This window comes from Magnetospirillum sp. XM-1, from assembly GCF_001511835.1.
Classification (GTDB): domain Bacteria; phylum Pseudomonadota; class Alphaproteobacteria; order Rhodospirillales; family Magnetospirillaceae; genus Phaeospirillum.
Genome location: NZ_LN997848.1, coordinates 2,419,446 through 2,432,129, shown reverse-complemented (window position 1 = coordinate 2,432,129; position 12,684 = coordinate 2,419,446). Strand labels below are relative to the sequence as shown.

Sequence of the window (12,684 nt, the reverse complement as noted above, 5' to 3'; positions counted from 1 at the left end):
AGGTTTCAAAGTTCAGTCGATTCTGACCAGCCTTGGGAAAATCCCCCATTTTGGGGTTAGAGTCCGGACCATCAGAGGACGGACGGCATGAAGCGCAGCAGGGTCAGCCCTCCGCCGCCGAGAGCGCCTGATCCAGGTGACCGGCCCCCAATGGCGGCTCCAGATCGAATGTTAGTGAAGCACGGTTGATGTCGCCTGGCCAGGGGCGACGGAGCGGAGCGAAGGAGGCCTTGGCCAGGCGATGGCCTCCGGCGCTGGTGGCCGCCATCCCAAGCTGGAATGGGGACGAACGGTGTTGTAGTGCCGTCGCCAGTGTTCGATGATAATCCTGGCCTCGGTCATGGTGTTGAAGATTTCGCCATTGAGCAACTCGTCACGGAGCTTGCCGAGCCATTCCCGTACGGCGATAGCCGTCATCTCGGGGCCGTTATCGCTGTGAATGTACGTGGGCACCCCACGGCTGACGAATAGCTCGGCCATGGTGTCGAGCACATCCTGGGCGGTAAAGTTCCGGGCCACCACGATAGTCAGGCATTCACGATGGCTCATCCAGCCGGCCACCGTGACAGAACGCCGGAAACTCCAGCCTCCGGCGATCCAAAATCTGGGGGCACATCATCGATAGGCCGGACTCTACTTCAAACTGGAGGAGATTTCCCAAGGCAGGTCACAGGTCAGGGTTTGCATTCCGTCACTTATTGGGGGAGTATGCGTGGGATTCGATAGGAATTGACGGCGACATCTGAATCACAACGCACAACAAATAATCTGTACGCAAGTTAATACAACTAAACCCCGATTGCACGGGTTTTGATGAGGAGGGGTGAATGCAGGAGTTGTTTCTAATTCCAACATTAGGACGAAACGCAGCCATGTGGCTCGGCAGGGCACTTAATTCACATGATGATATAAAGTGCACGACCGGACAGGTGTTTGGCCATGACTTTCCGTATTCAGTTTTCAATGAATACTCATCTAATAAGATGACTTTTGATTTCACTCAGAAGCTTCAGAGATTATATATAGATCATTTTGGCCCTGGTAAAATGCTTGAAAATTCAGCTGGAATGACTGATAAAAAATTTGTTGGGGACATTCATGGATATGATGTCGGGAGCCTTATTAAATCAATTGATCTCCATGGCCCGCTGAGAAGTGATATTCGCCTGATAGGTCTGGTTCGTCACCCGGTAACATGGCTTAATGCATGGTACTCTTTGTACAAAAATCCCCAAAAAACATCGCAAAATTTAGCTCATTTTCAAGGGTATTATATTGAAACTGGCGCGCGCGCCATCTCAAGATTTCCGGAGCTAAATTTAAATCAAGATAGTGAGGAGGTTGTTGTTTGGGTTGGCGTCGCGCTTATTTTTTTCAAAATAATTATATTTGAAATGTTCTGGTATAGAGCTATGAGGCTGCCGTCATTCACGATCGAGGGCTTATTCTTGGACAAGGCGGAGATGGTACGCCTTTTCAAGGAAATTAGCGGAGGAAAGATTGCTGAATCAAGCATAGATTTTGCGCAAATTTATGGGGATGAAAGCAAGTCATATGGTATGTTCTCCGGAGGAAAAACCTCCATTTCAACAGAGAATGCAGAGTCCGTATTCGCCAGTTGGCCAGAGGGCGTTGGCAAAGTATTCTCCATAATGTGTGACGTGATGGGGGGGCGACATATCTGTGATAAATTTGGCTACGATATGTCATTCATTGATAGATCTCCGCAGGGAATTTATGGCAATTTTATCGAGTCACTCAGGGATATACTCCCGCCGCTGGTCAGGTCTGAACTTGACTCAGAAAGCAATGGGGATACAAATATTTACGTAATTGCCGTTGACAGGGCAAAATCTGGCACGCTCAACTTCAACGACCTTAGTGTCATTGTGGAGAGGGTGATGGAGCTTGGCGTTCCGGCCAAGGCTCTTGAATTATGTATGCTCTGGATATGGAATTGCTCATCCCGGGAAAACAAACATCTAGGCCTTCATCTATCTGCCCAATGTCAAATAGCATTGCATGACTTGAGTGCGGCTGAAGGAAGTTTGCGTGAGGCAATAGCGCTATGTCCCGATTTCGCATCAGCCCGTTTGCTGCTGGAGGAGTGCCGAGAAAAGTCCGCCCCCCTCTGAGGGGTTGGTATCTAAGCGTGCGGGTGGCAATTGTCTGGCAGGGGGGGGCCTCATTAGCGGTGGAGTTGTCGAGACGACATTGATTTGCATGGCGATAATGCCTATGATCGGAGGTAATTCCTGAGCTGGTAAGGGGCGCCGCTTCGGAACAGACGTAGCCAGAGGAATGGGGTGTCCGACGGTTCATGCTACCGTGCCAACACTATTTCGCCTGGCCTCAACTATTTGCATGATGAAGTTGTCGGAGAATGATGTGGATCATGGCATGGGGGTAGTTGTGTGGATAACGGGCCTGTCGGGCTCTGGTAAAAGTACGCTAGGACACGGGGTCTGCCGGGCCTTGCGCGCGGAAGGGGCGGCAGTCGTCTATCTGGACGGGGATGTTCTGCGCGAGATTCTGGGAGCGGTTGATGCTTATTCACTAGAAGAACGCCGCGCCCTAGCTAGTACCTATGCCCGGATGTGTAAGGTGCTGGCCGAGCAGGGGCTTAACGTGGTCTGCGCGACCATCTCCATGTACCACTCTGTGCGTGAATGGAACCGGGAGCATATCCCTGGCTATGTGGAGGTTTATCTGCGGGTGCCTATGGCCGAATTAAGGCGCCGGGATCCCAAGGGACTCTATGCTCGTGGGGTCAACATGGCTGGGCTTGATATGCCGTTTGAGGAGCCTGAAGCCCCAGACTTGGTTATTGATAATTTTGGCATTACAGATGTTGTGCGGGCTGAACGCTTAATTCTTGATCTGCTTGGGAAGGGGCAAACATGACCACGACTATCGCATCGGGCGACTTCAGTCGGCTGGCAGAGAATTATTCTCGATATCGGCCCGGGTACAGCCCATCAGTGCTGGCAGCGCTGATGGGGCTGTTCTCCGACCGTTCGACTATAGCCTGTGCCGATATAGGGGCGGGGACCGGTATCTGGACCCGCATGATCGCGAATGCGGGTGTGGCGTCCGTGGTCGCGGTGGAGCCCGACGATGCCATGCGCATGAATGGCGAGCGCGACAGCCAAGGGATAGACATCGTCTGGCGGAAAGGTACGGGGGCCGAGACCGGGTTGGCAGATGGATCCGTGGATTGGGTCAGCATGGCGTCGTCCTTCCACTGGGTCGATACCTCGGTCGGGCTGGCCGAATTCGCCCGCGTGCTGCGTCCGGGAGGCCGCTTTATTGCGCTGTGGAATCCGCGCTATATTGAAGTCAGCCCTCTGCTTACCGAGATCGAATCCTATCTGTTCCAACTATGCCCCGATCTGAAGCGTATATCTTCGGGCCGTTCAGGAGTCACCGAATTACTGTTCGACACTCTCCGTGCTCATCCTTCTTATGATGATGTGCTCTATCTGGAAGGTGAGCATGTGGCTCGTCAGACGCCTGAGGCGTATCTAGGTGCTTGGCAATCTGTGAATGACATCCAGGCGCAATTAGGGCCAGATCGGTTTACCATTTTTCTCGAGCGGGTTAAATCGCGCATCCAGGGGCTAAACGTCATCGAGACTGTGTATAAGACGCGGGCCTGGACGGCGCGGCGGAGGTCGTAAGCATTGGGCTTCACGTTCCGCAGTAAAGCCGAGACCCTCGAGATCTTAGCGCCGCAGCTGAGATGCGCTCAGGTGCTGCCGCTATACTATGTTTCGGTCGCCCGTTGGAGGGCGGAACAACAATCCGTGCTGGGAGATATCTACGCGCAGTCCTGGTCTGCGTCGCCGCTAATCGTGCGCTCCAGCGCCAGCGACGAGGATGGAGTGAAATCCTCTCAGGCTGGCCGGTTTCTTTCGGTGCCGGACGTGACGCAAAGCTCCCTGGTAGAAGCTATCGACCGGGTTATCGCGTCTTATGGTGACAATGGTTCTCGTGTCGATCAGGCCGACTTGGTTCTGATCCAGCCCATGCTGAAGGACGTGGTCACCAGCGGAGTTGTTTTCACCCGCGATCCCTCGACCGGATCGCCCTACCTGGTGGCGGAAGGAGCGGACGGCGAAGATACCGGTTCGGTAACCGGAGGCAGGAAAACTAAGCGCTGGACCCACACTCTTTGGCTGGCTGGGTCGCCTCCCCTGGGGGATAGGCTGAAGGCTTTGCGCAGTCTGGCCTTGGAACTGATCGACATCACTCATCATGATTCGTTAGACTTTGAGTTTGCCTTTGACGCAAACGGAGCCCTTTGGCTGTTTCAGGTCCGGCCGTTGAAAGTGCGAGCTAATCCGCTGGATGGTAAGACGTTGGATGGTCATATCCAGGGTATTATACGCAAAGTCGCAACCGCTATGTGCCCGCATCCTCTGCTACACGGGGCCCGGACTGTTTTTGGGGTAATGCCCGATTGGAACCCGGCCGAGATCATCGGCACCCGACCCCGACCTCTGGCGCTTTCCCTCTATCGCGATTTGGTGACCGACAGCATCTGGGCATATCAGCGCCATAATTATGGCTATCGAAATTTACGTAGTTTCCCGCTGATGATCCATTTCGGCGGCCTGCCCTATATCGATGTGCGGGTCAGTTTTAATTCGTTCCTACCCAAGGATATAGACGGTGACTTGGCTGAGAAGCTGGTGGATTATTATATTGAACGCCTTTTGGTCTCTCCCGCCTTGCATGACAAGGTGGAGTTTGAGATTGTACTTTCGGCTTACACGTTCGATCTGCCGAAACGGCTAGAGGCGCTGCGCGGAAACGGCTTCTCAGCTTCGGACCTAAGTACGTTATCAGAGGCGCTGCGACGTCTGACCAATCGCATCATTAACCGCAAGACCGGACTTTGGCAGTCCGATGCCGAGAAACTGTTTATTCTGGAACAGCGTCGCGACCGCATTTTGGCCAGCAGACTGGCGCCGACCGAGAAAATATATTGGTTGCTAGAAGACTGTAAACGCTATGGTACCTTGCCTTTCGCCGGTTTGGCTCGGGCCGGTTTTATAGCGGTGCAGATGCTGCGTTCTTTGGTTTTGGAGTCCATCCTGACCGAGCAGGATCGGGACGCCTTTATGGGGTGTCTGGCGACTGTTGGAAGCAAATTGGCCCACGACACAAGTGTCCTTGATCGAGATGCCTTCCTTAAACGATACGGTCACCTTCGACCCGGCACCTACGATATTCGCTCTCCCCGTTATGACAAAGCTCCAGAGCTTTACGGCATAGGTGAAGGCCTCAGTCGGCACGCTCAGGAGCGCGCGAAATTTGGCCTCTCGCTCACGCAAATGCGCTCTATTGAGGAGCTTTTGTCTGAGCACGGCTTAGAGAACGACGTGGTCGGACTGTTCGATTTTTTCCAGGCCGCTATCGAGGGGCGTGAACATGCCAAATTTGTCTTCACCCGAAATTTATCTGACGCACTGGAGTTGCTGGCAGAGATCGGGGAGCCGCTTGGATTTACCCGAGAAGATCTCAGCTTCGCCGATGTTGGTGTCATCCATGAACTGCAGGCCTCCAATGCCAGTCCCTCGCGACTACTGGCCGAGAGCATACATCAGGGACGCAAGCGCTTCGAGGTAACCCAATCCTTATTATTGCCCCCGGTGATAGCGACGCCTGGTGATGTGTGGTCCTTCACCGGCCTTGAGGCCCAACCTAATTTCATTACCTTGGGACAAGTGACTGCGCCAGTAAAGGCCTCTACCAATCCGGATATCAAAGGCGCGGTGATCTGTATCGAAGGTGCCGATCCAGGATATGATTGGATTTTCGGCCACCAAATCGCCGGCCTTATAACTGCTTTTGGCGGCGCCAATTCACACATGGCCATCCGCGCTGCTGAACTAGGCATTCCTGCGGCAATCGGTGTGGGTGAAGCCAATTACGCATGCTGGTCGCGGGCTCAGATGCTGTATTTGGACTGCGCGGCTCGTAAAGTCGAGGTCCTGCGATGACCGTGCTTGTCGGAATCACGCAGAGAGTAATAACTGACCCACGTGGTGAACGGCGCGACGCGCTGGACCAGCGTTGGTCCCCGTTTCTAGCTGCATGCGGCCTTACCCCCCTGATCCTGCCCAATCATACCGACTCCGCTCTAACTTTAGCCTCGTCTGTGCCTTTGGCCGGTATTATCCTCACTGGCGGTAACGACATAGCTGACTTTGGTGGCGATGCAAAGGAACGTGACGAGGCAGAGCGTGCCTCGGTAGCTTGGGCCGGTAAACGAGGTCTATCTGTCTTGGGTATCTGTCGTGGTGCCCAGCACTTGGCCTATCTGGGGGGCGGCAGATTGGAACGCGCCACCGGACATGCGGGGACACGCCATCCTGTCGTCCCATCTGGTCGGGAGGTCAATTCCTATCACGACTGGGCAATTGTCGCGGCTCCCTCTGGAGCAAAATGCTTTGCCACAGCAGCGGATGGAAGCATTGAAGGCTTCCGGCTGGACCGCTGGGCTGCCATCATGTGGCATCCTGAACGTGAGGCCTCCCCTCATCCCGACGATCTGGCCCTATTCCGATCCTTGTTTGGAGACATGGCGTGAAAGCTTTGATACTGGCCGCTGGGCGTGGCAGCCGCATGCGGTCCTATACTGAGGATCGCCCCAAGGGGTTGGTGGAGGTGGCTGGCAAGCCTTTGCTGCACCGCCAAATTGATGCCCTAAAGGCTGCCGGCATTACCGAGGTCGGAGTGGTTTCCGGCTATAAGGCTGAGATGCTGAAAGATCGTGGCCTCACTCTGTTCCATAATCCTCGTTGGGCAGAAACAAACATGGTAACATCGCTGTCTTGCGCGGAGAAATGGCTGAAATTTGAGCCGGTGCTGGTCTCTTATTCTGATATTTTCTACAAGGCCGAAGCGGTTAGTGCTCTGATGAAGACCCCGTCCGACATTGCCATCACCTACGATCCACACTGGCAGGATCTGTGGTCCAGGCGGTTCTCTGATCCATTGTCAGATGCTGAGACTTTCCGCTTCGCTCCCAACGGTCAACTGTGCGAAATTGGCACTCGCCCCACGTCACTGGATCACGTTCAGGGGCAGTATATGGGGCTCCTGCGCTTTACTCCTGCTGGATGGGAACGGGCGATGGCTGTGAGGGCCTCACTCAAGCAGGAAAGCTGCGATCATCTCGACATGACGAGTCTACTACGCATTCTTTTGGAACGCGGCGACGTTATTGATGCGATACCATCTCCCTGGCCATGGGGGGAGGTGGACTCTGAAATGGACCTGACGCTCTACGAGTCAGATCCAAAATCATTTGGATTGAGTAGCTGACTTGATTTGCGGTCCCTCGTCGACTTCTAGCGGCAGCACAATGTAAGCTGAGCTACTCCCCGCTGGTCGGACACATTTGGGGGACTGACCTGTTCCCTACAAATGTATCCAGTCTGAGGTAGAGTCCGTCCCAGCGAGGAGACGGACTTATGAAGCGCAGTCGTTTCACGGAAGAGCAAATCATCGGCATCCTCAAGGAGCAGGAGGCCGGGGCGAAGACGGTCGATGTGTGCCGCAAGCACGGCATCTCGGACGCCACCTTCTACAAGTGGAAGGCCAAGTTTGGCGGCATGGAGGTGTTGGAAGCCAAGCGGCTGAAGGCGCTGGAGGACGAGAACGCCCGGCTGAAGAAGCTGGACGCCTCCAAAAACCTCGGCGCTGGCCTGATTTTGGCCTGATCGGATCGGCCGTGGTGCTGGTCAGGCCCTATCGGCGCCGATTTCCGCAGGACATTGGTGGTTTCAGGCAATATTCCCCTGGTTTTGCCCTCAAGCGGGCGCACGTTTCCTCTCAAGCCACATGAGACGCCGCATGTTGTAGGCGAGGTTGATCATGCCGATCTTGGTTTCCGCCCTGGCCTTGCCGATGGTGCGGACGATGGCGGCCATCGGCCCCTTCTGGTGAGCGAAGATATGCTCGATCTTGGAGCGCACCATGGATTTGAGGGCATTGGCCTTGCGGGTTCTGTCTGGCATCGGCTTGCCCTTGGGCTTCTTGCGATGGACCTGCGAGACGAAGCCGTTCTTCGCCATAAACGTCTCGTTCTTTTCCGAGCGATAGGCCGTGTCGGCCCAGACGCCGCTCGCCGTATTGGTCTTGTCGAGTAGATCGTGCAACCGGGCGCCATCATGGGCTGCTGCATCCGTCACCAGCCATTTGCGGATCAGCCCATGCGCCCGATCCGCCGAAACGTGGTTCTTGTAGCCGAAGGATGGGACGGCCAGATCCACTTGCGGCTGGCCACCGTAGTGGTCAATCTGACGCCTGGTGGGCGGAAGGTGACGAAAACCCTGATTCCCTGGGCTCTGAAGTTCGAGCGGACAGCGTTCAAGGATTTTTCCCAAGAAGAGATCGACACCCTCTATTCCATGTTGACCAGGATCTTCGAGAACTCGGCCGAACTTCTCCCCTGATCTGACCGCTCCACCGGGCCTGGATATGGATATGCGCCGCGTGAATGTCGCCCGAGGAGAGGGCCTGTAGCAGATGCTTGCCGTCCTGATTATCAATAAACTTCGCCAAGAGCCTGAGATAAAGGTCAAAGCGCCCATTGGCCGCCTTGAGGCCTGCAACCACGTCAAGACCGTCGATTAGACCCAGCTTGTCGCGAGCAAGGCTGTAATCCACCTCGTCGGCATTTTTCGGGCTGGACCTCAGCGGGTTAGATCGTTCACCACGGCCATCGGTTGCCGGAAGCCATTTCAGCAAGGTCTGGTAAAGCGCCTCAGGGTCCACCGGCTTGGCGATGTGATCGTTCATGCCCGCGTCGAGACAGGCATTGCGATCTTCATCGAACGCATTAGCCGTCATAGCCAGGATGGGGGTTTTCACGTGATTCGGAAGCTTTCGAATCGAGCGTGTCGAGGCCAATCCATCCATGTTCGGCATCTGCATATCCATCAAGATGACGTCATATTGGCCTTGGGCTGCCTTATCCAATGCGACTTGGCCATCTTCCGCAACATCGACATCAAGGCCGACGGCACAAAGAAGTTCGACTGCGACCTCCTGGTTCACCAGATTGTCCTCGGCGAGCAGAATACGGCCGCCGCCTCGATGCAGAAGGACGGACTCGGCTTCTCCCGCGGCAAGCCCGCCCATGATCGTATGCTTGCCGGAAAGCGCGTCCTGCAAGCCATCGAACAGCCGGGACGGCGTCAATGGCTTGAGCAACATATTGTGAAACCCGGTCTCGGCCAGCACATCGGCGGAGACGCTATCGCCATAGGCCGTGACCAGCATCCTTGCTGGCTGACGCGAGATCGGCAGCAAGAACAATCGCCGCCCCAATTCAAGCCCATCCATCCCAGGCATCTGCCAATCGATCAGAAGAATGTCGAATGGTTTTTTGGAGGCGTCGGCTTCTTCCACAGCGGCGAGAGCGGAAACGCCATCAGCAACAGCCGAAACCTGCAGACCAAGCATTTCCAGCATGCCCACATGGGCCTCTAGGGCATCACTGAGATCATCAACCACAAGAGCACGCAGGCCGCTGGCCTCGACCCGCTTGGACGGAAAATTCCCACCACCCAGGGGAAATGATAAGGGAACTTCGATCCAGAAGGAGCTTCCTTGGCCAAATTCGCTGTCTACGCCGATTCGCCCCCCCATCATCTCGGTCAAACGCTTGGAGATCGCAAGACCGAGACCAGTACCCCCATACTTCCGGGACGTCGATGAATCAGCTTGCTCAAATGCCTGAAACAAACGCGATTGCTGCTCGGTCGTAAGGCCGATACCGGTATCGGACACCTCAAATCTGGCCACGAGGCCATTGTCATCGCGGCTTACTACAGAGCCTCGAAGCGCAATGCTTCCCGATTCGGTGAACTTAACGGCGTTGCTGGCAAAATTGAGTAGAATCTGTCCAATCCGCAGGCCGTCGCCATGAAGATTTTCCGGAAGGGCATGCATGGCGACCACGAGTTCCAGCCCTTTGGCTTCTGCCTTATCATGGACAAGAGTGCATACGGTCTCGATCATATGCTCGATCTCGAAATCGGTATTTTCGAGTTGGAGCTTCCCGGCTTCGATTTTAGAGAGGTCAAGAATATCGTTGATGATATTGAGCAGATGGCGAGCCGCCGTGGATACCTTATCCAGCCTTGTTCTTTGCGTTTTGTCAGCAATATCGCGTTGCAGCAGATGGGTGAGCCCAATGATCGCGTTCATGGGCGTGCGTATTTCATGACTCATGTTTGCAAGGAAGTCTGATTTGGCCCGAGCCGCATCCTCGGCCAGCATGCGCGCTCTCTGCATTTCCTCCATAAGGGCATGTTCTTGAGTAATGTCGTCGATGACCCAGACAGATCCCTGGGTCGGGTCTCGGGCATCAACGGCATGGGCTGTCAAGCGCGCCCAAAATAGGCTGCCGTCCTTGCGCAGCAATTGCTGCTCGCGGCGATGGGTCTGGCCCTGCCAAATTTCCTCGTAGGCCTCGCCGCCGCCGCCGATCCAACTGTCCTCGTCGGCGTACCAGATCCGCTTGGGCTTCCCGACCATCTCGCCATCGGGCCAGCCGAAGATCTCGTGCAGCTTGCGATTGCAGCGCTCCAGGATCCGATTTTTAATCAGGACGATGCCGGAGGTCGCCGAGTCCAGGATTGCCTGCTGTTCGGCAAAGGCCAACCGCAACGCTTCGGCGGATTTGCGCTCATCGGTTATGTCCTCGAAAATGGCGACAATGCCTTCGTTGGGCGCGGCGGCATTGAGGGCCTGCACCGCAAGTCGGGTCCAGAACGGCGAGCCGTCCTTCTTGCGAAACTGCTGATCGCATTCGTAGGTTTCGCCTTGCCCAACCTGCTCGTAGATCTCATGCCCAAGCCGCTCCCAGTCGTCATCATCCAGATACCAAACACGGGTCTGTTGCCCCTCCAACTCCCCGAGGCCGTAGCCGAACATTTTGTCGAGACTTCGATTGCAACGAATAACGACCCGGTCCCGGATGAGAGCAATGCCGACCCCGGATGCGTCAAAGATCGCCTTCTGTTCCTGATTGGCAATGGAGAGAGCGTTGGTCCGCTCCGCGACCATCAGCTCAAGGTGATCCTTGTGAAGCTCCAACTCCCGCATCATCTGCTTTTTGTCGGTGACGTCTTCCTTGATTGCAAGGTAATGGGTGATTTCGCCATCCGCCTGACGGACCGGGGCGATATGGGCGAATTCGACATATTCGCTGCCGTCCTTGCGGCGATTGACAAGTTCGCCGTGCCAAGACTCTCCTTGGCTCAACTTCGCCCACATATCCTTGAATGTTTCTGGAGGAGTTAGGCCAGACTGAAGAACACGCGGGTTGCTGCCGATCACCTCATCGCGGCTGAAACCTGTGTTGCGGACAAAGGCGCCATTAACATACTCAATCTTTGGCTCAAGATCCGTAATAACAATGCTTTCAGGACTTTGCTCAACCGCCAGAAAAAGCTTTCTTAAAGTATCCTCTTGTTTTTTCTTCTCAGTTACGTCCTCCTTGATTCCGACATAGTGACTGACGCGCCCATCGGACTGGCGAAGGGGAACGATGGTTGCCATCTCGATCCGTTCCCGCCCGTCCCGGGTAAGATTGGTAAATTCCCCTGACCAAGTTTCCCCTCTCGTCAATGCATCCCACATGGCTCTGTAGGTCGAATTTGGCGTCCTCTTTGATTTGAGGATGCGGGGATTGCGGCCAATCACTTCTTCCCGGCTGTAACCCGAGTTTCGGATGAAGGCGTCGTTCACGTATTCGATCTTGGCATTGAGGTCGGCGATCACGACTGGATTCGGGCTTTGCTCGACAACCAGGGAAAGCTTGCGGAGTTCGGCCTGCGACTTTTCCCGCGACACCAGAGCATCCCGAAACGCAAGGATGGCTTGGGCCATGTCCCGCAATATGTTGTGGCGGTTCGCGCTGATCCGTTGGACTTCGGGCAAAGAGGCCGAGGCGACATCGCCTTGCGCCAGATCGTGAAGCGCCGAACTCAGGCTGGATACACGCCGCGCCACCCAGCTTCCTACCAGAACCCAAAGAATCAGCAGCGCCCCAATCAGGATTCCCCCATTCGCCATGATGCGCTCCGCCTGCCCCTCAAAGCTGGCTGACTGCACCTCTCCCTGACGAGCCGCCTCCTCGGCGACGGCCCGCGCGATGGCATGGGTGTGTTCGGACAGCGCGAGATAGCTGTTGGCCGCCTGATAGGCGAACTTCATTGCCCCCGGAGGATCGACGGCGGCGAGGTCTGTCGCCTGGATGATGAACTTTCGGTAGGCGTCAAAATCGATCCTGGCGTCTTCGACTTCATTCAGCGATCCGGCGTCAAGCCGCAGATTTGGAAGTAATTTCTCCAGTTCGGCCAAGCGATTGACCACCTCGCTATGGACGCGATAAGTCGCAGCCTCGTCGAGCTTGCCGTCACTCGCCATTTCCAGCGTCGATCCGACCATGCGCTGGATGCTGGCGACCTCTTCATTGATATGCGTGGCCGAAGAAACCCGCTCCAATTCCCGGCCCTGCAGGATGCTAACTTCCCTCTGGCTTTCTCTAAGGCTATGAAAGGAGCTGAGATTCAGGGCTCCAGCCAATACCGCAACCACAATAACTGGGGCAAGAAAGATCACCAGATAGGGGGACATCCGGGTTGGACGGAAAGTCAT

Annotated in this window: 7 protein-coding genes and 3 pseudogenes; 7 read left to right on the top strand and 3 right to left on the bottom strand. The window is 55.3% G+C overall.

The features are described from left to right. Window positions 1–171: 171 nt before the first annotated feature. Window positions 172–540: pseudogene (locus tag XM1_RS11410) on the bottom strand (integrase core domain-containing protein); the annotation flags it as partial. A gap of 287 nt (window positions 541–827) precedes the next feature. On the opposite strand from XM1_RS11410, the gene XM1_RS24020 reads away from it, so the two are divergent. The 7 genes and pseudogenes from XM1_RS24020 to XM1_RS11385 form a co-directional block, all read left to right on the top strand. After that, window positions 828–2,135: a hypothetical protein gene (locus tag XM1_RS24020; protein WP_156428707.1), complete on the top strand. Its 1,308-nt coding sequence runs from the start codon at window positions 828–830 to the stop codon at window positions 2,133–2,135. 229 nt (window positions 2,136–2,364) lie between these two features. Beyond that, a complete protein-coding gene (locus tag XM1_RS11405; RefSeq protein WP_197603072.1) occupies window positions 2,365–2,904 on the top strand; it encodes an adenylyl-sulfate kinase in 540 nt (179 codons plus the stop codon). Then, window positions 2,901–3,680: a class I SAM-dependent methyltransferase gene (locus XM1_RS11400; RefSeq protein WP_068433493.1), complete on the top strand. Its 780-nt coding sequence runs from the start codon at window positions 2,901–2,903 to the stop codon at window positions 3,678–3,680. The genes XM1_RS11405 and XM1_RS11400 overlap by 4 nt, the downstream gene beginning before the upstream one ends. A 3-nt stretch (window positions 3,681–3,683) precedes the next feature. Beyond that, entirely contained in the window at window positions 3,684–6,008 is a 2,325-nt protein-coding gene (locus XM1_RS11395) for a PEP/pyruvate-binding domain-containing protein (protein ID WP_068433492.1), read from the top strand. Further along, the gene (locus XM1_RS25280; protein WP_082700465.1) at window positions 6,005–6,598 is read left to right on the top strand and encodes a gamma-glutamyl-gamma-aminobutyrate hydrolase family protein; all 594 of its coding nucleotides are present in this window, start codon (window positions 6,005–6,007) and stop codon (window positions 6,596–6,598) included. The genes XM1_RS11395 and XM1_RS25280 overlap by 4 nt, the downstream gene beginning before the upstream one ends. Further along, window positions 6,595–7,335, top strand: a complete 741-nt coding sequence (locus XM1_RS11390; RefSeq protein WP_068433490.1) for a phosphocholine cytidylyltransferase family protein — start codon at window positions 6,595–6,597, stop codon at window positions 7,333–7,335. Before XM1_RS25280 ends, XM1_RS11390 begins: the two co-directional genes overlap by 4 nt. 149 nt (window positions 7,336–7,484) lie before the next feature. Continuing rightward, window positions 7,485–7,709, top strand: a pseudogene (locus XM1_RS11385) (transposase); the annotation flags it as partial. 114 nt (window positions 7,710–7,823) lie between these two features. On the opposite strand, the pseudogene XM1_RS24015 reads toward XM1_RS11385, so the two are convergent. Both XM1_RS24015 and XM1_RS11375 read right to left on the bottom strand, forming a co-directional pair. After that, window positions 7,824–8,297: pseudogene (locus tag XM1_RS24015) on the bottom strand (transposase); the annotation flags it as partial. An 85-nt stretch (window positions 8,298–8,382) separates the two neighbouring features. Continuing rightward, a complete protein-coding gene (locus XM1_RS11375) occupies window positions 8,383–12,684 on the bottom strand; it encodes a PAS domain S-box protein (RefSeq protein ID WP_172821913.1) in 4,302 nt (1,433 codons plus the stop codon).